This window comes from Polynucleobacter sp. AP-Melu-500A-A1, assembly GCF_018882125.1.
Lineage (GTDB): Bacteria > Pseudomonadota > Gammaproteobacteria > Burkholderiales > Burkholderiaceae > Polynucleobacter.
Map to the genome: position 1 here is coordinate 14,269 of NZ_JACVOZ010000005.1, position 22,221 is coordinate 36,489.

The 22,221-nt window shown below is 46.7% G+C and carries 16 protein-coding genes; 10 read left to right on the forward strand and 6 right to left on the reverse strand.

Annotation, left to right across the window (positions count from 1 at the left end; translation table 11 throughout):
- Window positions 1–5: 5 nt before the first annotated feature.
- Both ICN38_RS10670 and polA read right to left on the reverse strand, forming a co-directional pair.
- Window positions 6–884 (reverse strand): dienelactone hydrolase family protein, encoded by an 879-nt coding sequence (locus ICN38_RS10670; protein WP_370624400.1) that lies wholly within the window; start codon window positions 882–884, stop codon window positions 6–8.
- A gap of 11 nt (window positions 885–895) precedes the next feature.
- A complete protein-coding gene (gene polA / locus ICN38_RS10675; RefSeq protein WP_216257087.1) occupies window positions 896–3,718 on the reverse strand; it encodes a DNA polymerase I in 2,823 nt (940 codons plus the stop codon).
- Between the two features lie 82 nt (window positions 3,719–3,800).
- On the opposite strand from polA, the gene ICN38_RS10680 reads away from it, so the two are divergent.
- The 3 genes from ICN38_RS10680 to ICN38_RS10690 are packed head-to-tail and all read left to right on the forward strand — an operon-like array spanning window position 3,801 to window position 5,976.
- Entirely contained in the window at window positions 3,801–4,208 is a 408-nt protein-coding gene (locus tag ICN38_RS10680; RefSeq protein ID WP_255562826.1) for a hypothetical protein, read from the forward strand.
- 17 nt (window positions 4,209–4,225) lie between these two features.
- Window positions 4,226–5,203, forward strand: coding sequence for a homoserine kinase (locus ICN38_RS10685; protein ID WP_216257088.1), 978 nt, complete (start codon window positions 4,226–4,228; stop codon window positions 5,201–5,203).
- On the forward strand, window positions 5,200–5,976 hold the full coding sequence (locus ICN38_RS10690) for a BPSS1780 family membrane protein (RefSeq protein WP_216257089.1): 777 nt from the start codon (window positions 5,200–5,202) through the stop codon (window positions 5,974–5,976). The genes ICN38_RS10685 and ICN38_RS10690 overlap by 4 nt, the downstream gene beginning before the upstream one ends.
- A gap of 12 nt (window positions 5,977–5,988) precedes the next feature.
- Here the strand turns inward: ICN38_RS10690 and ICN38_RS10695 are convergent, their stop codons facing one another.
- Entirely contained in the window at window positions 5,989–8,352 is a 2,364-nt protein-coding gene (locus ICN38_RS10695) for a UvrD-helicase domain-containing protein (RefSeq protein WP_216257090.1), read from the reverse strand.
- Window positions 8,353–8,376: 24 nt separating this feature from the next.
- Here ICN38_RS10695 and ICN38_RS10700 point away from each other — a divergent pair, with 24 nt between their 5' ends.
- Together ICN38_RS10700 and galU are read left to right on the forward strand one after the other, a co-directional pair.
- The gene (locus tag ICN38_RS10700) at window positions 8,377–11,268 is read left to right on the forward strand and encodes a valine--tRNA ligase (protein WP_216257091.1); all 2,892 of its coding nucleotides are present in this window, start codon (window positions 8,377–8,379) and stop codon (window positions 11,266–11,268) included.
- 14 nt (window positions 11,269–11,282) lie between these two features.
- Window positions 11,283–12,167: a UTP--glucose-1-phosphate uridylyltransferase GalU gene (galU, locus tag ICN38_RS10705; protein WP_216257092.1), complete on the forward strand. Its 885-nt coding sequence runs from the start codon at window positions 11,283–11,285 to the stop codon at window positions 12,165–12,167.
- Window positions 12,168–12,197: 30 nt separating this feature from the next.
- Here the strand turns inward: galU and ICN38_RS10710 are convergent, their stop codons facing one another.
- Window positions 12,198–12,437, reverse strand: a complete 240-nt coding sequence (locus ICN38_RS10710; RefSeq protein WP_216862756.1) for a sulfurtransferase TusA family protein — start codon at window positions 12,435–12,437, stop codon at window positions 12,198–12,200.
- Window positions 12,434–15,058 carry an alanine--tRNA ligase gene (gene alaS / locus ICN38_RS10715; RefSeq protein ID WP_216257093.1) on the reverse strand — a complete coding sequence of 875 codons (2,625 nt, stop codon included), beginning with the start codon at window positions 15,056–15,058 and terminating at the stop codon, window positions 12,434–12,436. Before alaS ends, ICN38_RS10710 begins: the two co-directional genes overlap by 4 nt.
- A gap of 125 nt (window positions 15,059–15,183) precedes the next feature.
- Here alaS and ICN38_RS10720 point away from each other — a divergent pair, with 125 nt between their 5' ends.
- The 3 genes from ICN38_RS10720 to ICN38_RS10730 all read left to right on the forward strand — a co-directional run bounded on the left by ICN38_RS10720 (window position 15,184) and on the right by ICN38_RS10730 (window position 19,024).
- Window positions 15,184–15,645 (forward strand): tripartite tricarboxylate transporter TctB family protein, encoded by a 462-nt coding sequence (locus ICN38_RS10720; protein ID WP_216257094.1) that lies wholly within the window; start codon window positions 15,184–15,186, stop codon window positions 15,643–15,645.
- A gap of 19 nt (window positions 15,646–15,664) precedes the next feature.
- Window positions 15,665–17,170, forward strand: coding sequence for a tripartite tricarboxylate transporter permease (locus ICN38_RS10725; protein WP_216257095.1), 1,506 nt, complete (start codon window positions 15,665–15,667; stop codon window positions 17,168–17,170).
- Between the two features lie 84 nt (window positions 17,171–17,254).
- Window positions 17,255–19,024, forward strand: a complete 1,770-nt coding sequence (locus tag ICN38_RS10730) for a glutamine--tRNA ligase/YqeY domain fusion protein (protein ID WP_216257096.1) — start codon at window positions 17,255–17,257, stop codon at window positions 19,022–19,024.
- Here ICN38_RS10730 and ICN38_RS10735 read toward each other — a convergent pair.
- Window positions 19,005–19,901 (reverse strand): SDR family oxidoreductase, encoded by an 897-nt coding sequence (locus tag ICN38_RS10735; RefSeq protein WP_255562827.1) that lies wholly within the window; start codon window positions 19,899–19,901, stop codon window positions 19,005–19,007. The genes ICN38_RS10730 and ICN38_RS10735 overlap by 20 nt on opposite strands.
- 27 nt (window positions 19,902–19,928) lie before the next feature.
- Between ICN38_RS10735 and ICN38_RS10740 the strand changes: the two genes are divergently transcribed.
- Window positions 19,929–20,969, forward strand: coding sequence for a 2Fe-2S iron-sulfur cluster-binding protein (locus tag ICN38_RS10740; protein WP_216257195.1), 1,041 nt, complete (start codon window positions 19,929–19,931; stop codon window positions 20,967–20,969).
- A 55-nt stretch (window positions 20,970–21,024) separates the two neighbouring features.
- A complete protein-coding gene (locus ICN38_RS10745; protein WP_216257097.1) occupies window positions 21,025–22,218 on the forward strand; it encodes an acetylornithine transaminase in 1,194 nt (397 codons plus the stop codon).
- Window positions 22,219–22,221 lie beyond the last annotated feature (3 nt).

Here is a 22,221-nt window from a genome sequence, read left to right on the forward strand (position 1 = left end):
GCGGTTTAAGCTACCCCATTTTTCTTAAACCAAGCTAGGCACTTTTCCCAGCCATCTTTTGCAGGGCCCTCACGATAGGAGGCACGATAGTCTGCGTGGAAGGCATGTGGCGCATCTGGATACACCTCAATCATGGAAGCTTTAGCAGCAGGATTTTTAGGGGCTGCTTGCGCTAAAGCGGCGCGCATTTGCTCCACACTTTCTAATGAGATGCCAGTATCAGCGCCGCCATACAAACCCAGAACAGGCGCTTTGAGCTCGGCAGCAATATCGACAGGATGACGTGGGTTACCTTCAGTTTTTTCGCCAATTAAACGACCGTACCAGGCTACACCTGCTCGTACTTGGGGCAAGGTAGCGACGAGCCAAGTAATTCGACCTCCCCAACAAAAGCCAGTCACACCAACTCTTTTGAGATCACCACCATTTTTTCCAGCCCACACTAAGGCAGCTTGAAAATCATTGATCACTTGTGCATCCGTTGTTTTGGCCACAATATTCTTCTGAATCTCTGCCACCGTTCCATAAGAATTAGGATCGCCAGCACGAGTAAATTTCTCGGGCGCAATGGCAAGATAGCCCAGTTTGGCAAAACGTCTTGTGATATCAGCAATGTGTTCATGCACACCAAAGATTTCGCTAATCACAATCACGATAGGCAGTGAACCTTTGGATGCTTCAGGACGAGATACATAGGCTGGCATCTGAAAACTGCCCACCGGAATCATTTGTTCGCCTGCTTTAATGCCCTTGAAATCGGTTTCAATAGCAGCAGCCATGACCGGCTCGGATGCAGCAACAAATCCGATACCAATTCCGGTTGCACCGATTGCGGATGCCTTCATAAAAGATCTTCTACTATTTTGTGCTTTGTCATTCATCATTTGTCTCCGTTTTAATGTGCTTCTTCCCAATTATCACCAATCCCAATACTAACCACCAAGGGAACTTTGAGTGCGGCTACATTGCACATCAAATCAGGCAACTTCGCTTGTAAAAGCTCTAACTCATCGTATGGCACGTCAAATACCAATTCATCATGAACCTGTAACAACATCTTGGTCTTTAACTTCTCTTTTTCAAGCCAGTTTTGGCTAGCAATCATCGCCAACTTGATTAAATCGGCAGCCGTCCCTTGCATTGGGGCATTAATGGCAGCACGCTCTGCCCCCTGGCGACGGGGGCCATTCGAGCCTTTAATCTCGGGAAGCCAAAGACGTCTACCAAAAACCGTCTCTACATAGCCATTCTCACGCGCCTCCAGGCGAGTGCGCTCCATATATTGTGCAACCCCTGGATAGCGATCGAAATACTTGGCAATGTAGTTTTGTGCTGCTGAGCGCTCAATGCCTAGATTACCTGCCAAACCAAAAGCACTCATGCCATAAATTAATCCGAAGTTAATCACTTTGGCATAACGACGCTGCTCAGAATTCACCTCATCCAAAGCAATACCAAAGATCTCAGCAGCAGTTGCTTGGTGTACATCCTTGCCAGTCCTAAATGCTTCTAGAAGATTTTCATCCTCAGCAATGTGCGCCATGATACGCAATTCAATTTGTGAATAGTCAGCAGATAAAAGTTTGCAACCTTGCGCAGGAATAAATGCCTCTCGAATACGACGCCCCTCTTCGGTACGCACGGGAATATTTTGCAAATTGGGATCACTTGAAGCCAGACGGCCTGTAACAGCAGTAGCTTGAGAAAAATTCGTATGAACACGACCCGTCTTGGGATCTGCCATGCGTGGCAATTTTTCAATATAGGTTGACATTAATTTAGCCAAGCTACGGTAATCCAAAATTCGCGCTGGCAAGGGATAGTCTTCAGCTAATTTCTGCAATACCTCTTCATCAGTTGATGGTGCGCCAGAAGGCGTCTTTTTGATTACCGGTAATTCCAACTGGCCAAATAGAATCTCCGCGATCTGCTTTGGCGACTGAATATTAAAGGGCTGACCTGCCAGTTGATGAATTTCCCCCTCTAACTCAAGTAAGCGTTTACCAACCTGCTGACCCTGTTTGGCCAATAAGGCTGAGTCAATCCGAATGCCATTGCGTTCCATGATTCCCAGAACGCGCATGGCGGGCATTTCTATCTGTTCATAAATATAGAGCAGTCCTGGATTTTCCTGAATCTGCGGCCAAAGCTCCAGATGTAGGCGCAAAGTAATGTCTGCATCCTCAGCTGCGTAGTTTGTCGCAACCGCAAGGTCAACCTGATCAAAGCCTATCTGATGAACGCCTTTGCCACAGACCTCTTCATAGCGAATAGTTTTCATTCCCAGATGGCGTTCGGCCAAGCTATCCATGTTGTGAGGCATGTGAGACTCGAGCACATAAGACTCGAGCAAAGTATCAAATGCAACACCTTGAAGTGTGATGCCATAGTTGGCAAAAATATGAATGTCGTACTTCAGATTTTGTCCAACTTTGAAGTGATCCGCATTCTCTAGCCATGGCCTGATGCGCGAGAGAACATATTCTCTGTCCAATTGCACTTCACCATTGCGATGTGCTACCGGAATGTAACAAGCTTCGCCAGGTTTTACTGATAAAGAAATTCCCACTAACTCTGCTGCTAATGCATCCAGACTAGTTGTTTCAGTATCGACTGCAGTCAGTGAGGATGTTTCAATCTTTTTCAACCACTTCTCTAATCCAGCTTCATCGACCACACATTCGTACTGACGCTCAATAGCATCTTGCAAATCCGTAGTGTCTTGCGATAAAGCTTTAGTGGGTGATGATGCAATCGAGCGAGATTTTTTTTCCTCGAGCACTTCTTGGGCGATTGGCGTGCCAGCTAAATCTACGGCACTCTCCACCTCTAGAGGCTTATCTGAAGGGCTTTCTAGGCGCTTTTCAACATCCCTTAGCCATGATTTAAAAGCGTATCGCTCAAATAAATCACGCAGGAGTTGTGCATCTTCTGGCTTGGCATGTAAATCATCTAGGCCAGGCAAATGTGGAGAGAGATCGCAATCTTTTTTAACGGTAATGAGTTGGCGCGCCTGTGGCAACCAATCTAATGAGGCGCGTAAATTATCACCAACAACGCCTTTGACTTGATCTGCGTTTGCCATCAAGTTATCCAGATTGCCAAATTCTGCTAACCACTTATTAGCTGTTTTCGGGCCCGCTTTCGGAACTCCTGGAACGTTATCTACTGCATCACCAATGATCGATAAATAATCCACGATCAAATCCGGTGGGACCCCAAATTTTTCAATAACACCATCGATATCGAGTTTTTCATTGGTCATCGTATTAATCAAGGTGACAGATGGATTAACCAATTGCGCCAAATCTTTATCGCCAGTAGAGATGATCGTTTCCCATCCTGCTTGAGTAGCCTGACAAGATAAAGTGGCGATCACATCATCAGCTTCAACACCCGAAACCATTAATACTGGCCAACCCATTGCTTTGACCATTGCATGAATGGGCTCAATTTGTTTAACCAAATCCTCTGGCATGGGGGAGCGATGCGCTTTGTACTCAGGGTACATTTCATCGCGAAAAGTCTTCCCTTTGGCATCAAAAACGCAAGCAATATGGTCAGCCTTGATTTCGGAACGAGCCCGACGCATCATATTGACCATCCCATAGATAGCGCCAGTGGGATCGCCGGCCCCATTGCGTAGGTCTGGCATGGCATGAAAGGCGCGATAAAGGTAGCTAGAACCGTCTACCAACAAGAGTCTATGTTTAGTCATACCGCAATCGTACAATCTAGTTGTGAATTGCCTACAGGACTGGTTAAGTAACCACCCACAAGTAGGCTTTAAAAGGTGAAAAATGATGCATGCTCTTACTAACTTAATTGGCCATTTTTTCAGCCAAAACCTTGCTCTGATGAGCTTTTTAGTCTGTTTTGGACTCTTTGGTACTAGCCTGACCCAAGCACAGAATAACAGTCAGGCCCTAAGCCCCGCTGAGCTCAATCGGATCAATAACCAGCCCCTAGCGCCAAGCGTTAGTGCCACTGGCGTGATTAACGCGCCCGAGGGTCGCAAACCAAGCTACCAATACAAGGCTACGAACGGTACTGAGATCACCGAATACAAGGATATCAACGCACCTACTCAGGTAGATGTCAAGACACCCTATACCAGCTATGAAATGGCGCCGCCTACTTCAGTCATGCCTGGCGTTCCCAAAGAAACGGATTTGCTAAGCGTCCCCAGTATTAGCATCCCCTTCTAATTACCACTTAGCAATCTATGGCTGTATTTACCCCGATTGAATTAAGCGACATCTCTGACTGGATTTCTCGTGACTTCAATATCGGCCTAGCCACAGAACTGCGCGGCATCCATGGTGGTATCGAAAATTCGAATTTCTTTCTAGATACCGAACTTGATGGAAAAAAACAGGAATACGTTCTCACTATTTTTGAGCGCCTATCTGCAGAGCAACTACCCTACTACTTGGAGTTGATGCGTCATTTGGCGATCCAAGGCATTCCCGTTCCCAAACCCATTAAGAACAAGCAGGGGCAGATATTGTTCTCCCTCAAAGGCAAACCCGCGGCTATTGTTACTAAGCTCCCAGGTTTATCTCGCCTGCAGCCCAAAGCTAAGCATTGCGCCCTTGTAGGCGAGATGCTCGCGAAGATGCATCTTGCAGGCAAGGATTTTTCTAAGCCTCAAGAAAACTTACGCAGCCTTGGATGGTGGCAAAAAACGGTTCCGCTGGTGCTGCCTCACTTAGATCCTGCTCAACAAGAATTGCTCAGCACTGAATTATCAATTCAAGAACAATTTTTTGGCTCTAGCCAATATGCTTTGCTTCCTGCTGGAGCAAGTCATTGTGATTTATTTAGGGATAACGTATTGTTTGACCCTAAAGGTGCGGCCGATAGCGCAAATGATCATTTAGGTGGCTTCTTTGATTTTTATTTTGCCGGCACAGACAAGTGGCTTTTCGATTTAGCAGTAACGGCGAATGATTGGTGCCTTACTGATAATAAACAAGATTTAGATCCAGAACGTTTAACTGCCTTGATGAACGCATATCAATCTGTACGTCCACTGACAACAGAAGAGCAAGCTAGTTGGTCCTTGATGTTACGTGCTGCAGCACTACGTTTTTGGATTTCACGCCTCTGGGATTTCTATTTACCGCGCGATGCCCAAATGTTGACACCGCATGACCCTACACACTTCGAACACATTCTCTTAAGCCGACGCTCACTATGAAACTCAATACTGTTGCACCCAAAGAAGGTTATACCTGGATACGGCAAGGAATTTGGCTCTTTAAACAAAGTCCATTGGGCTTTTTAATGTTGATCTTCATGTACGTTTTTGCTGCCCAGCTAGCCGTCATCGTTCCAGTGATTGGGGTATTTGCTGTGCTGATACTGACACCCACCTTATCGGTCGGTTTTCTGACGGCCTGTCGCCAAGCGATTCAAAAAGAACGTATTCGGCCGATGGTATATCTGGTTGCCTTGCAATCTACTCCCCTTATTCGTAAACGCATTTTGCAGTTGGGCTTGGTATACGCCGCACTCATCCTAACGCTTAGCTTTACTCTCAGTCTCGTAGTTGATTTTGAGTTGCTCTTACCACTCATGACAAGTGATAAAGCCATCACTCCGGAGGCGCTGCGCCAAATTTATTTAGTCTTATTTTTTGGTGCGCTTCTTTATATCCCAATAGCAATGTTGATGTGGTTCTCGCCCGTCCTCATTACCTGGTCTGATATGTCAGTAGCTCAAGCGCTATTTTCTAGCGCACTTGCTTGCTGGTCAAATCGTAGTGCATTCTTTTTGTATCTTGCTATTTGGAGTGCTGTTTTGATTGGTCTACCGCTCACGGTGGGCATGACATTTGATGCGCTCAATTTAGGTCAGGCAGCCTCATTTGTGATCGCGCCCATCTCCATGGCAGGTTTGACGATCATGCATTGCTCATTCTTTGCAAGCTGGAAAGCTTGCTTTACTGAGGATGAAGTATTGCCAGTCTAAGTGGGATTAAGCTCAGTCGATTGCTGCTAACTTTGCAATACTGAGCTGCAACCACTTCACACCGTGGCGCTTAAAGTTCACTTGCGCTCTGGCATCTGTATCAACACCCTCTAAGCCAGTCACGCGACCTTCACCAAACTTGGTATGAAATACATTCTGACCAATGGTAAATGGGTAATCTCCCCTAGGTGGCGCAACCAATCTCCTCACTTCAGTAGAGGCTGAGCCAATCCTTTTTGTAGGCCTTGGTCGCTCACTGCCTGAATCAAAAAAATCATTAGACTCATATTCGCGTTGACGCGTATAGCCATCTTGCCAAGTAGACCCTGATCTAGTACTGCCGCCCCATCGCGCATCTTTTGCTTTAGGGGTTAGCCACTTTAAAGACTCTTCAGGCAACTCTTCAAGGAAGCGAGATGGCATGTTGTAGCGCACTTGACCGTGCAACATGCGTGATTGAGTATGTGAGAGATATAAACGCTCTTTGGCTCGTGTAATTGCCACATACATCAAGCGGCGCTCTTCCTCTAAGCCATTTTGCTCATTCACACTATTCTCATGTGGAAACAAACCTTCTTCTAGCCCAGTAATAAAGACGGAGGTAAATTCCAGACCCTTGGCAGAATGCACTGTCATGAGTTGTACGGCATCTTGTCCAGCTTGTGCCTGGTTATCGCCCGCCTCTAAGGAGGCATGAGACAGGAAAGCAGCTAGCGGTGATACCTCCACTGCTCCTGGCGCATTCTCACCTGGCAACATGGCTGCCGCAGCATCCTGACCATAACCTTCTTCCGCGATAAATGCGGTAGCAGCATTAATTAATTCTTGTAAGTTCTCAACGCGATCCTGGCCTTCACGCTCTGTCAAATAATGCTGTATCAGACCACTGTGCTGAATGACAAACTCGACTGTTTCAGGCAGGGTATTGTGGCGAGTGGCTTCGCGCATATGATCTACTAAGCGCACAAACCCGCCTAGTGCTGCGCCTGCCTTACCCTCTAGGGACGAGGCTGCTAAATACAAAGAGCACTGTTGACTTCGGGCAGCATCTTGCAAGGCCTCAATGGATCTTGCACCAATCCCACGCGTTGGAAAATTAACGACTCTCGAAAATGAAGTGTCATCGTTAGGATTTTCAAGTAGGCGTAAATAAGCCAGTGCATGTTTAATTTCTGCGCGCTCGAAGAATCGCAAGCCACCATATACACGATACGGAATACCAGCAGAAAATAATGCGTGTTCAATGATGCGGGATTGCGCGTTACTCCGATAAAGTAAAGCAATCTCAGTACGTTTGATACCGCTACCGACCAATGCTTTGATTTCATCGATAAGCCAAGCAGCCTCGGCATGATCGCTAGGTGCATCGTAGATACGGACCGGCTCACCATGTCCAGCATCCGTGCGTAGGTTCTTTCCTAGGCGTTCTGAATTATTTGCAATCAAGTGATTTGCGGTATCCAGAATGTGGCCATGGGAGCGATAGTTCTGCTCCAGCTTCACCATCATGGGATGGTATTGCTTTTCATAGAGACGCATATTCTCAACATCTGCTCCGCGGAAAGCATAAATACTTTGATCGTCATCACCCACCGCAAAAACTGAGCTACTACCCATGCCACTGACATTGATGCGACTAGCATCATGCCCAGACAATAATTTGAGCCAAGCATATTGCAAGGCATTGGTATCTTGAAACTCATCAATCAATATATGACGAAAGCGTTCTTGATAATGCGTCCGAATGGGCTCACTGTGTTTGAGTAATTCATAGCTACGCAATAGGAGTTCAGCAAAATCAACTACCCCTTCACGTTGGCATTGCTCATCATAGGCAGCATATAGTTGCGCCATCTTCGCCTGAAAATCATCTCCTACCGATAAATCCTTGGCGCGCTGGCCACGCTCTTTCGCGTGTGCAATAAAGTACTGCAGTTGCTTAGGTGGATATTTCTCATCATCGACTTTTAAGCCCTTGAGAAGTCGCTTAATGGCGGATAACTGATCCTGAGTGTCCAGAATCTGAAAAGTAGAAGGTAAACCTGCTTCTTTATGATGGGCTCGCAATAAACGATTGCAAAGTCCATGGAAAGTGCCTATCCACATTCCACGGGTATTAATGGGCAACATCGCACTTAGGCGAAGCATCATCTCTTTAGCAGCCTTATTGGTAAAGGTCACTGCCAAGACTCCAATGGGGGAAACTTGTCCGGTTTGGATGAGCCAAGCGATACGGGTAGTGAGTACGCGCGTCTTTCCGCTGCCTGCACCAGCCAAAATCATGGCGGATTGGGCCTGGCCATTTTCATTGATGGGCGGGAGGGTTACTGCCTCGCGCTGTTCTGGATTGAGGTTCGCGAGCAAGTCTGAGTACATCGTCCCAATTATAATTTGCCTCTTATGCCAAATGCCTCAAATACCCCTAATTCTTCGGCGACCAGTTCGGTAGACGAACTCGCCAAATCATACGAACCTGCTCCGATTGAAGCCTATTGGGGTCCAGAGTGGGAACGTAGAGGTATTGCTGATGCCAGCATGGATCCCAACAAGGGTGATTTTTCCATTCAGCTGCCACCCCCCAATGTCACTGGCACCCTTCACATGGGTCATGCCTTTAATCAAACCATCATGGATGGCTTGATTCGTCATGCTCGTATGTCTGGACAAAATACTCTCTGGGTACCAGGCACTGATCACGCAGGTATTGCCACGCAAATTGTGGTGGAACGTCAACTCGATGCACAAAAAGTTTCTCGCCATGATTTGGGTCGTGAGAAATTTTTAGAAAAAGTATGGGAGTGGAAAGAAACTTCTGGAAATACGATTACTCGACAAATTCGTCGCCTTGGTGCATCGATTGATTGGGGTAAAGAATATTTCACGATGGACAGCAAAATGTCCGAAGCGGTAGTAGAAGTATTTGTACGACTTCATGAGCAAGGTTTAATTTATCGCGGCAAGCGTTTAGTGAACTGGGATCCTGTATTGGGTACCGCTGTTTCTGATCTTGAGGTAGTCAGCGAAGAAGAAGATGGTTCGATGTGGCATATCCGCTACCCATTGACTGATGGTTCAGGACATCTCACGGTTGCTACTACTCGCCCAGAAACCTTACTGGGTGACGTTGCAGTCATGGTAAACCCAGAAGATGAACGCTATAAACATCTGATTGGTAAATCTGTAAATCTGCCCTTATGCAATCGTGAAATTCCGATCATTGCCGATGACTATGTAGATGCGAACTTTGGTACCGGTGTCGTGAAAGTGACTCCTGCACATGACTTTAATGACTATGCGGTTGGGCAACGTCACCAATTGCCACTCATCAATATCCTTACCTTGGATGCGAAGATTAATGAGAATGCGCCTGCCGTGTACCAAGGCTTGGAACGTTTTACCGCTCGCAAACAAATCGTTGCTGATCTTGAGAATACTGGGCTATTAGAAAAAGTACAGCCCCATAAACTGATGGTACCGCGCGGCGATCGTACGCAAACTATTATCGAGCCGATGCTCACAGATCAGTGGTTTGTGGCGATGTCCAAACCGAGTCCAGATAACCAATATCAACCGGGTTCATCCATTGCTGGCGCCGCTTTAGATGCAGTCACTAAAGGAGACATCAAGCTTGTTCCAGAAAACTGGATTAACACCTATACCCAGTGGTTAGAAAATATTCAAGACTGGTGCATCTCTCGTCAACTCTGGTGGGGCCATCAAATCCCCGCTTGGTATGGTGATGATGGGCAAATCTATGTCGCGCGCTCGGAAGAGGACGCTAGAGCTCAGGCTACAAAAGCTGGCTATACCGGCTCACTCATTCGCGATCCTGATGTTCTCGATACCTGGTTCAGCTCTGCATTAGTACCTTTTAGCTCCCTGGGCTGGCCAGAGAAAACCCCGGCCCTCGAACATTTCTTACCCTCATCCGTATTGGTGACAGGTTTTGACATCATCTTCTTCTGGGTTGCTCGCATGGTCATGATGACCTGCCACTTCACCGGCAAAGTACCCTTCCATACCGTCTATGTTCATGGCTTAGTAAGAGATGCTGAAGGCCAGAAGATGAGTAAGTCCAAAGGCAATACCTTGGATCCAATTGATTTGATTGATGGCATTGAGATTGAAGAGCTTGTTGGCAAAAGAACTTCTGGCTTGATGAATCCAAAACAAGCTGAGAGTATTAGTAAGAAAACTAAAAAAGAGTTTCCGGCAGGTATACCTGCCTTTGGAACAGATGCTTTGCGCTTTACCTTTGCCTCATTGGCCTCCTTAGGTCGCAATATCAACTTTGATCAAAAGCGCTGTGAAGGCTATCGTAACTTTTGTAACAAATTGTGGAACGCCACACGCTTTGTGTTGATGAATTGCCCAGGTAGCGACGAAGATAATGGCTTTACTCCATGCGATCAGCAGTGCGGCCCTGATGGCTATTTAGATTTCTCTCCAGCGGATAAATGGATTGTGTCGATTTTGCAAAAAACTGAGGCTGATGTTGCCAAAGGGTTTGAGAACTATCGCTTTGACAATATTGCTAGCAGCATCTATCAATTCGTTTGGGATGAATACTGCGACTGGTATTTAGAGTTAGCTAAGGTGCAGTTGCAAACAGGGACACCTGCACAGCAACGCGCTACTCGCCGCACTTTATTGCGCGTGCTTGAAACCATTCTGCGTATGGCCCACCCACTCATTCCCTTTATTACAGAAACCTTGTGGCAAACCGTTGCACCCAAAACTGGCAAAGCGATTGCCGATCAAGAAAAGCAAACCATTGCACTCCAAACATATCCTGTTGCACAGCTTGATAAAGTCGATGTAAAAAGCGAAGCTTGGGTCACCCAAATTAAATCGATTGTGGATACTTGCAGAAATCTGCGTGGAGAAATGCAAGTGCCTCCAGGTCAAAAAGTGCCGCTTTGGATTAGTGGGTCTGAAGCCTTCCTGCAAAAAGCGACTCCCTATCTTTTGGCCTTGGCTAAGCTTTCTGAGGTCAAGATCTACAGCGATGAATCCGCTCTTGAGAAAGAGGCCCCAGGGGCACCAATGGCCTTAGTAGGTGATTTGAAGCTCTTGCTCAAAATTGAGGTAGACGTTGCTGCAGAGCGTATTCGCCTGAGTAAAGAAATTGAACGCCTTGCTAATGAAATCAATAAAGCAAACGCTAAACTCACCAATGAAAGCTTTGTGGCTAGAGCCCCAGCTGAAGTTGTTGCCCAGGAAAAACAACGTCTTACCGGTTTTGAGCAGAACCATCAGAAGCTTGTTGCACAATTAGAGCGACTTAAATAAAGATTGGATCCAAAATGCCTTTAAGCACCAAAGCCATTACTAAAGCAGTTTTTCCAGTTGCCGGACTAGGCACCCGCTTTTTGCCAGCTACCAAGGCGAGCCCAAAAGAAATGCTCAATGTGGTCGACAAGCCCTTAATTCAGTACGCAGTAGAAGAAGCGATTGCTGCCGGCATCACTGAGATGATTTTTGTTACCGGCCGCAGCAAACGTGCGATTGAAGATCACTTTGATAAAGCCTATGAGCTTGAGGCAGAACTTGAGGCTAAAAATAAACAGGCTTTGCTCGAAATCGTTCGCAGCGTAAAGCCAAGTCACGTAGATTGCGTATATGTCCGTCAACCAGAAGCACTTGGCTTAGGCCACGCCGTTTTATGTGCAGAAAAATTAGTGCGCGATGAACCTTTTGCCATCATCTTGGCAGATGACTTATTGGATGGGCAACCTCCAGTACTTAAGCAGATGCTAAAAGTATTTGAAGAGCAAAACGGATCTGTATTGGCGGTTGAGAAGATTGATCCTGCCAAGAGTAGTTCTTACGGTATCGTTGACGGCCTCGAAGTAGCTAAAGGCATCTATCGTCTTCAGGGTATCGTAGAGAAGCCTCAACCTAAAGATGCTCCATCCAACTTGGCAGTTGTGGGGCGCTATGTATTGTCATCTGATATTTTTAGCCACATCCGCAATCTCAAGCCTGGTGCAGGCGGAGAAATTCAACTCACTGATGCGATCGCTTCATTATTGAAGGTGGAGCCGGTCTTTGCTTATGAATATGATGGTGTGCGCTTTGACTGCGGTAGCAAATTAGGCTATCTCAAGGCTTCAGTAGAATTTGCATTGCGCCATCCAGAGGTAGCGGCAGATTTTGCAGCGTATTTAAAAAGCCGTTCACTCACTTAAGGCTGTATTGCAAACTGCTGTGTTTACTGCTTATCGTCTCTTCATATAGAAGACCAGCACTTCGCCTTCGGTAGTGCTGGCAATCAATTCGTTACCAGTCTGCTTAGCAAAAGCTGGAAAGTCATGGGCTGCCCCTGCATCCGTTGCCTTAATCTTTAAGACTTCACCCGACTGCATTGTGGCTAAGGCTTTTTTAGTACGCAAAATGGGTAGCGGGCAGTTCATACCAATCGCATCTACTTCAGCATTAAAAACGATATCTAGACTCATTTGCTAGCCACCCAATCTTTAACGCCAGCTAGTGCGGCGTTAATCTTGCTTGGGTCATTACCACCAGCCATTGCCATTTCAGGCTTACCGCCACCCTTACCACCAACTTGTTGCGCAACAAAGTTCACTAAATCCCCGGCCTTGACTTTAGCAATTGAGTCAGCGGTAACGCCAGCAATCAAGCTCACCTTATCGCCCTGTACAGAAGCCAAGACAATTGCAGCAGTCTTTAATTTGGTTTTAAGTGCGTCCATGGTTTCCCGTAAAACTTGTGCATCTGCACCGTCTAAGCGAACTGCAAGAACCTTTAATCCATCGACGTCGATTGCTTGACTCGCTAACTCATCGCCCTGGCTTGCAGCCAATTTCGAGTTGGCTTTTTCTAATTCACGCTCCGCCTGACGCAATGCATCTTGCAGCTGAGTAACACGATTAACCAAGTCCCCTGGATGGGTTTTGAGAATCGTTGCCGCCTCATTCACTCTATCTTCCAAGCCCTGTAAAAATTGCAGGGCGTTATAACCAGTAATGGCTTCCACGCGACGAATACCAGCAGCTACACCACTTTCAGAAATAATCTTCAAGCTACCAATGTCGCCAGTCCGCGCTACGTGGGTACCGCCACACAATTCCTTAGAGCTACCAATCTCGAGAACGCGCACCTCATCGCCATATTTCTCACCGAAGAGCATCATGGCGCCAGTCTTTTGTGCATCCTCTAAAGACATGACCTTACCTGAAGTAGCGCTGTTTTCTAAAATTTCACGATTCACAATATCTTCTATACGGCGAATCTGTCCTGCTGTCACGGGTGCATTGTGTGTAAAGTCAAAACGGGTTTTGCCAGCATCAACTAAAGATCCCTTTTGCTGCACATGATCACCTAAGACCTCACGGAGAGCCTTATGCAAAATATGGGTTGCGCTGTGATTGCGCATGATATCGATCCGCTGGGAACTATCCACCAGGGCATTTAATGCATCACCCACTTTAATTTCACCTTCAAGCACTTCACCTTGGTGTCCAAAGACATCTGCCTGAATCTTGAAAGTATCATCCACACCAAAGCGCACTGTTTCATTACGCAGTTCACCCTTATCGCCGACCTGCCCGCCAGACTCAGCATAGAAAGGGGTGTTATCTAAGACGATCACTGCCGCATCACCTGCTTTCACAGACTGCACTTGCGTACCATCTACATACAGAGCAGTCACTTTTGCACCCTCGTGCTTCAAGGTGTCATAACCATGAAACTGGGTAGGTTTGCCTTTGTATTCCAAGCCTTGAGCTACTTTAAATTTACCAGCAGCACGTGCTTGATCCCGCTGCTTTTGCATAGCTACTTCAAAACCTTCTGCATCTACAGTAACGCCACGCTCACGACAAACGTCAGCCGTTAAATCCAATGGGAACCCAAAAGTATCATGCAAGCGGAAAGCAGTGTCACCATCAACCACTTTTGCACCACCGGCTAAAGCGCCTTCTAAAATCTCCATACCATTGGCGATCGTTTGGAAGAAGCGCTCTTCTTCTTGCTTGAGTACATCACTTACTTTGTCTTGTGCTGCACGTAACTCTGGATACGCATCACCCATTTCTTTTACAAGTGCAGGAACCAATTGATAGAAGAACGGTTTGCGTGCACCCAATTTATAACCATGACGAATTGCACGACGAGCAATGCGACGCAAGACATAACCGCGCCCTGCATTACCAGGAATCACTCCATCAACCACTACAAAACTGCAGGCACGAATATGGTCTGAAATCACTTTGAGTGATGGACTTTGCGCATCACAGTTCTCGCCACCAGCTTGATCTACAGCATCTTTGGCAGCTTTTAATAAATTGACGAAGAGATCGATTTCATAATTGGAATGGACGTGTTGCAAGACTGCTGCGATACGCTCTAGACCCATACCAGTATCTACGCTTGGCTTTGGCAGCGGATGCATATTGCCTGCTTCATCGCGGTTGAACTGCATGAAAACGTTATTCCAAATTTCAATGAAGCGATCGCCATCTTCATCTGGACTTCCTGGAGGACCACCGGGAATGTGTTCACCATGGTCATAAAAAATTTCGGTGCAGGGACCACAAGGCCCCGTATCGCCCATCATCCAGAAATTATCGGAGGCATAACGCGCACCCTTGTTATCACCAATACGAATAATGCGATCGGCAGGTACGCCTATTTGTTTATTCCAAATCTCATATGCTTCGTCATCTTCTGCATAGATCGTGACTAAGAGTTTCTCTTTGGGTAACTTGAAAACCTGGGTCAGCAAATCCCAAGCAAATTGGATGGCATCCCGCTTGAAATAATCACCAAAAGAAAAATTACCCAACATTTCAAAAAAAGTATGGTGACGGGCGGTATAGCCTACGTTATCCAAGTCATTGTGTTTTCCACCTGCTCGAATACACTTTTGAGCGCTCGTGGCCCGGTTATAGGCTCGCTTGTCAAAACCCAAAAATACGTCTTTGAACTGATTCATGCCCGCATTCGTAAAGAGCAGGGTTGGATCATCGCCTGGCACTACGGGGCTAGAAGGGACGATTTGGTGGCCTTTTTGGGCAAAGAAGTCCAGGTATGCCTGGCGAATTTGGGAGACTTTCATAGTAATAATTATCGCATTGGCACTTGTCTAGGGCAAACCCTAGACAAGATACCCCTATCGTGGCTTACAATCGCACAACACCAATAAATAGATCGGCAATGATGTCGATAAATTAGGAGCAAAACTTGAAAATTCGTAACCAACGGGATTTTGGGGCTGGAATCATGTATATGGTTATCGGCCTCTTCTTCACCTTCATTGCTACTCAATATCAATATGGCACAGCAGCCAAGATGGGACCTGGTTATTTCCCTTTCTGGCTAGGCATTTTGATGACCCTTCTAGGTCTATTGGTTTTTGTGAAATCCTTTAGTGCTAAAGCTGCGATTGAATCGATTCCCAAATTCAACTGGCGCATTATTGTCCAGATTACTGGCGCTGTTGTGCTCTATGGTCTGCTCCTTCCTAGAATGGGCTTTTTAGTTGCGGTAGTGGTTTTGGTATTTGTTTCTGCAAGCGCTAGCAAGGAATTTACTTGGAAGGGCACCGCAATTAATGCTGCATTCTTAGTAACCTTTACTTATTCCGTGTTTGTACTGGGCTTAAAGCTCCAGTTCCCACTCTTGCCAGTCTTCTTACAACAATAACGAACCGAGAAACTACAAAATGGACTTATTTGCTAATTTATCCCTCGGCTTCGAGACTGCATTTACCTTACAAAACCTCCTGTACTGCCTCATCGGCTGTGTCTTGGGAACCTTGATTGGTGTTTTACCTGGCCTTGGCCCAATTGCAACCATCGCGATGCTATTGCCAGCAACGTATGCCTTGCCTCCAATTGCTGCATTGATCATGTTGGCCGGTATTTATTACGGCTCCCAATACGGCGGTTCTACAACAGCAATTTTGCTCAACATCCCAGGGGAGACGTCCTCGGTGGTGACGGCGATTGACGGATACCAAATGGCCAGAAATGGTCGAGCGGGTGTTGCCTTATTCACTGCCGGTATGGGCTCCTTCTTTGCTGGTTGCGTAGCAACTTTGGTATTGGCTGCTTTTGCTGCCCCACTCTCACAACTCGCCTTTAAGTTTGGTCCTGCGGAATACTTCTCGCTGATGGTCTTAGGTTTAATCGGTGCCGTGGTATTGGCATCGGGCTCTTTGATCAAAGCGATTGGCATGATCATCTTAGGTCTCTTGATGGGCTTGATTGGTACCGACGTGAACTCTGGTGTTTCTCGCTATGCGTTTGATATTCCAGAACTCAGTGATGGTATCGGCTTCGTTGCAGTGGCCATGGGTGTTTTCGGCTTCGCAGAAATCATGGGTAATTTGGAAAAAACTGGTGACGATGAGGGCTTCCTCAACAAACTGACCACCATGGTTCCCACTAAGCAAGATATCAAGCGCATGATTCCTTCTATTTTGCGCGGTACAACGATTGGTTCGATTCTCGGTATCCTCCCAGGCGGCGGCGCTGCATTAGCTGCATTCGGCGCTTACTCTGTTGAGAAAAAATCTTCTAAGTACAGCCATGAATTTGGTAAAGGTGCGATTGAAGGTGTTGCTGGTCCTGAGTCTGCAAATAATGCTGCAGCTCAAACCTCATTCATTCCATTGCTCACCTTAGGTATCCCACCAAATGCTGTGATGGCCTTGATGGTTGGTGCGATGACTATTCATAACATCCAACCTGGTCCACAAGTAATGACCAGCAATCCAGCTTTGTTCTGGGGTCTGATCGCTTCCATGTGGATTGGTAATGTGATGTTGATTCTCTTGAACTTGCCACTGATTGGTATCTGGGTAAAGCTCTTGAAGATTCCTTATCGCTTCCTCTACCCAGCTATCTTGGTATTCTGCTGTATCGGTGTGTACACCGTAAATAACACGGTGTTCGATGTATACATCACCGCAGCTTTCGGCTTGATTGGTTATCTCTTCTTCAAACTCGGTTGCGAACCGCCTCCATTGCTCTTGGGCTTCGTACTAGGGCCAATGATGGAAGAGAACTTCCGCCGCGCCCTGCTCTTGTCACGCGGCGATTTTACGACCTTTGTTACACGCCCACTCTCTTTAGGATTGCTGATTGCAGCAGCCCTCTTGGTTGTGATCGTGGCTTTGCCAGCGGTTAAGAAAACCCGTGAAGAGGCGTTTACCGAAGAGGATTAATTCCCTTCACCTTCACAAGAACGAGCCCGCAGCAGTTTGCGGGCTTTTTCTTTATGGCTTGGGGCTTTTCTCTACAATGACGCTATGTCCCAAGATAGCAAATCCTCCAAAACAGTCGCTCCCACGACCGAGCCATCGAATTTTTTACGTCAGATCATTGATCATGACTTAGCCAGTGCTGCATTTAATCAGCGCACGAATATGGCTGGGCAAGCTATTCCATCCATCATTACGCGCTTTCCACCTGAACCTAATGGATATCTACATATTGGTCATGCCAAAAGTATTTGTCTGAACTTTGGTTTGGCGGCAGATTACAACGAGCAAGCTGGTGGTGCTCGCTGCAATATGCGTTTAGACGACACCAATCCCGTAAAAGAGGATGTTGAATACGCCGATAGTATTTTGGATGCGGTGAAGTGGCTGGGGTTTGACTGGGGCACACATCTCTATCACGCGAGTGACTATTTTGATCAACTCTATGCCTTTGCCGAAATTCTTATTGAAAACGGTAAGGCTTATGTGGATAGTCAAAGTGCAGATGACATTCATACCAATCGCGGTAACTTTGGTCAAGCGGGTATAAATAGCCCCTATCGTGATCGTAGTCCTGCAGAAAATCTTCAACTCTTTCGCGATATGCGCGATGGGAAATTTAAAGATGGTGAACATGTTCTGCGTCTAAAGATTGATATGGCGCATCCTAATATCGTGATGCGTGATCCCGTGGTTTATCGTATTCGCCATACCGATCACCACCGAACAGGCAATAAATGGTGCATCTATCCTTTATACGATTTCACCCATTGCATTTCAGACGCATTAGAAAATGTCTCTCACTCGATCTGTACGCTCGAGTTTGAAAATAATCGCCCGCTCTATGACTGGATTGTTAATTCTCTAAAAGAACTAGGTGTCTTTAAGGATCCAGTGCCTCGCCAATATGAATTCGCACGCCTTAATCTGACTTACACCATCACTAGCAAGCGTAAGCTCTTGCAATTGGTTGAAGAAAAGCATGTTGAAGGCTGGGATGATCCCCGAATGCCAACGATTGTTGGCATTCGTCGTCGCGGCTATACCCCTGAAAGCATCCGCCTGTTCTGCGAACGCATTGGCGTTTCTAAGGCAGATAGCTGGATTGATATGAGCACACTAGATCAGGCTTTGCGCGATGATTTAGAAGTGAGGGCACCTCGTGCTACTGCAGTTCTCAAACCCCTCAAGCTCATTGTTGACAATTTTGATGTGACAGCAAGCGAACCTTGCTCTGCACCTCGCCATCCGCAGCATCCAGAATGGGGTAATCGGGAGTTTAATTTCACTAAAGAACTCTGGATTGAGGCGGATGATTTTATGCAAGAACCTGTCAAAGGTTTCTTCCGCCTGTACCCGCCAATCGGTGATCAGCCAGGCAGTCGCGTTCGCTTACGTCATGGCTTTGTTGTCGAGTGCACTGGCTTTGAGACTGATGCCAATGGCAATGTCACTCAAGTCAATGTCACCCATTTCCCAGACAGCAAGAGCGGTACGCCTGGCTCAAACAACTATAAAGTCAAAGGTAATATTCACTGGATTAGCGCTGCTGAGGCTATTCCTGCTCAAGTGCGCCTTTATGATCATCTCTTCATCGATCCACACCCAGATAGTGGCGATAAGAATTTCTTAGATGCAATCAATGCCGACTCCAAGCAAACAATCTCAGCCTATCTAGAGCCCTGCATGAAAGATGTCAAAGCTGAAGATCGCTTTCAGTTTGAGCGGCACGGTTACTTTATTGCAGATCAGATAGATTCAACGCCAGGTAAACCCGTCTTTAATCGAACGGTTGGCCTTAAGGATTCTTGGAAATAGTTTTCAAAAAGTGAGCAACGCTGGGATAGCGTAGCGGCGTTTTTAATTCAGCCAATCGAGCATTAGTCACCTGCCTAGACTCGCGCATAAATGACCAGAGCATTGGGCTGACTATTTTTTCTAATTGACTTGCCGGCAATCTGGGTGGTCTTTCCAAACCAAAAGCATCGGCCACTTCATCGAAGTAGTCACCCATTTTAGTTTTGCCACCATCACATGCGTTAATCACACGTTGTGGTTTGCCGTGATACACCGCAGCACAAACCAATCTGGCAAGGTCATCGCTTTGAATATGATTTGAGTAAGCATCCTCCTCTGGCAGCAAAGCAGGTGTCTTAGAGTTCAAGCGCTCAAGTGGCAAACGGTCAAACGCATAAATACCGGGGACTCGTAATATGGTGAGCGCAACCCCATGGGCAGGCGCCCATAAACGTAAAGCACGCTCAGCATCCACCCTTCTTTGGGCCCGCTCACTCTGCGGTTTAACGGGGGTGGTCTCACTGACTGGGGCGCCTCCTTGATCCCCATAGACCCCTGTTGTGCTGATATAGATCAGCCGCCTGACGACATTAGGAGCTTGGGCTAAAATTCGGAGAAGGTTGCGGGTTCGGCAATCACGATTTCCAGAGTTTTGGGGTGGAGCTAAATGAATCACGGTTTGCGCTAATCCAGGCAGCCGCCATAAAGATTCAGGCTGATCCAAATTACCCAAAATAGGAGTCGCGCCAACCTCCCTCAATTCCTGAAAGCGACTTTGCGAAGAAGTTAAAGCAAAGACCCGATAGCTCCGTGCAAGCTGCCTAGCAACTCGCAGGCCAATATCGCCGCAGCCAATAATCAGGATTCGAGGTTTACCAAAAGATTGCATAGATAACATCGTAACGATTTATTGAGAGGAATGAGAGTGTCTTACCAGGTCACGCTCAAAACGAGCGGCAAACAATTTACTGTTCAACAGGAAGAAACTCTTCTGGAAGCAGCCCTGCGTCAAGGCATTAATTTACCCTATGGCTGTAAGAATGGTGCCTGTGGGTCTTGTAAAGGCAAAGTCCTTGAGGGACAGGTCACCCATGGGCAGCATAGTGCGAATGCGCTGAGCAGTGCCGATGAAACTGCCGGTAATACTTTATTTTGCTGCGCTCACCCTCAATCTGATTTATTAATCGAGGCCCGTGAAGTTCAGGGTGCTGGTGATATTGCCACCCGGAAAGTGCCCTGTCGTGTGAATAGCATCCTTAAGCCCAGCAGTGATGTGGCTATTTTGCAGCTGCAACTCCCAGCATCTGAGCGCTTCCAGTTTTTAGCAGGTCAATATTTAGAGTTTCTGTTAAAAGATGGGCAACGTCGCGCTTACTCTATTGCCAATGCTCCCGAACAAGAAGGTCCTCTCGAGTTACACATTCGCCATTTGCCTGGCGGCATCTTTACTGACTTTGTCTTTGGTGCTGCTACGCCTGCATTAAAAGAAAAAGATATCCTGCGCTTTGAAGGTCCGATGGGCAGCTTCTTTTTGAGAGAAGACTCCAAAAAACCCATCATCTTTGTAGCCGCAGGTACTGGCTTTGCCCCAATCAAATCCATCATCGAACAAATGCGAGCTAAGAAGATCGAGAGGCCGATTCATCTTTATTGGGGTGGACGTCGCCCAAACGATCTCTATCTCGATAACTTATGCATGGCCTGGGCTAAGGACATCCCTAACTTCAAATATATTCCAGTGATTTCAGATGCCTTGGCAGAAGACTCCTGGCAGGGGCGTACTGGCTTTGTTCACCAAGCTGTGATGGCTGACCATCCTAGCCTAAAGGACTTCCAGGTATATGCCTGTGGCGCCCCAGTAATGGTCAATGCAGCTCGTGAGGATTTTTCATCGCAATGTCATCTTCCTGAAGAAGAATTCTTTGCAGATTCCTTTACCAGTGCTGCTGATTTAGCTACAAACTAAATCCTATAAAGCGAGATAATAGAAACACTTTTTGTACTGATAACCCGAAATTAACATGAACAAGCCAGCCCAAGCCATCGACACCCATTCAGTCATGTTTATTACCCCAAGACCAGAAGTCATTATGGTCGAAGGTAATGGCTCATGGCTAAGGGATAACAATGGCAAACGCTATTTAGATTTCTTACAGGGCTGGGCTGTAAATTGCTTGGGTCATAGCAATGCCGGGATGATAGATGCTTTAAATGCGCAAGCAAAAAAACTCATCAATCCAAGTCCTGCGTTTTATAACGAACCCATGATTCGTTTATCGGATCTGCTCACACAAAATAGTTGCTTCAATAAAGTCTTTTTTGCTAACAGCGGCGCTGAAGCGAATGAGGGTGCGATTAAGTTGGCACGTAAATGGGGTCAACTCAATAAATCTGGCGCCTTTGAAATCATTACGTTTGATCACAGCTTTCATGGACGTACATTAGCCACCATGAGTGCTTCTGGAAAGCCGGGTTGGGATACCATGTTTGCACCCCAGGTTGCAGGATTTCCGAAGGCAGATTTAAACGATTTAGATTCAGTCAAGAAGTTAGTCAGCGATAAAACTGTTGCCATCATGATTGAGCCCGTGCAAGGGGAAGGTGGCGTCATTCCTGCTGCTCCAGAATTTATGCGTGAGTTGCGCGCATTCACTAGGGAGAACAACATCCTCCTCATCGTTGATGAAGTGCAGGCTGGCTGTGGGCGTACTGGCACTTTATTTGCTTACCAACATTACGGTATTGAGCCTGACATCATGACTTTAGGCAAAGGCATTGGTGGTGGCGTCCCATTAGCAGCCCTCTTGGCAACGGATGCTGTAGCCTGCTTTGTCCCTGGTGATCAAGGTGGAACATACAGCGGTAACCCACTAATGACTGCGGTAGGTATTAGTGTTATCGAACAACTCTTAGCCCCTGGTTTTTTAGGGGAAGTAAAAAGAAAAGGGGAGTTACTAAAGTCTGAGCTCCTCACCCTTTCTGCGGAGTTTAATCTTGAAGGTGAGCGTGGTGAAGGTTTACTGCGCGCCCTGATGCTCAGTAAAGATGTAGGCGGAAAACTGGTTGAGCTAGCACGGGAACGCACCCCAGAAGGATTGCTGATCAATTCACCAAGACCAAACTTATTGCGCTTTATGCCTGCATTAAATGTGAGCGATGATGAGATTCGTCAGATGTGCAATATCTTGCGCGAATTACTCAAGCAAGTAGCTTAATAA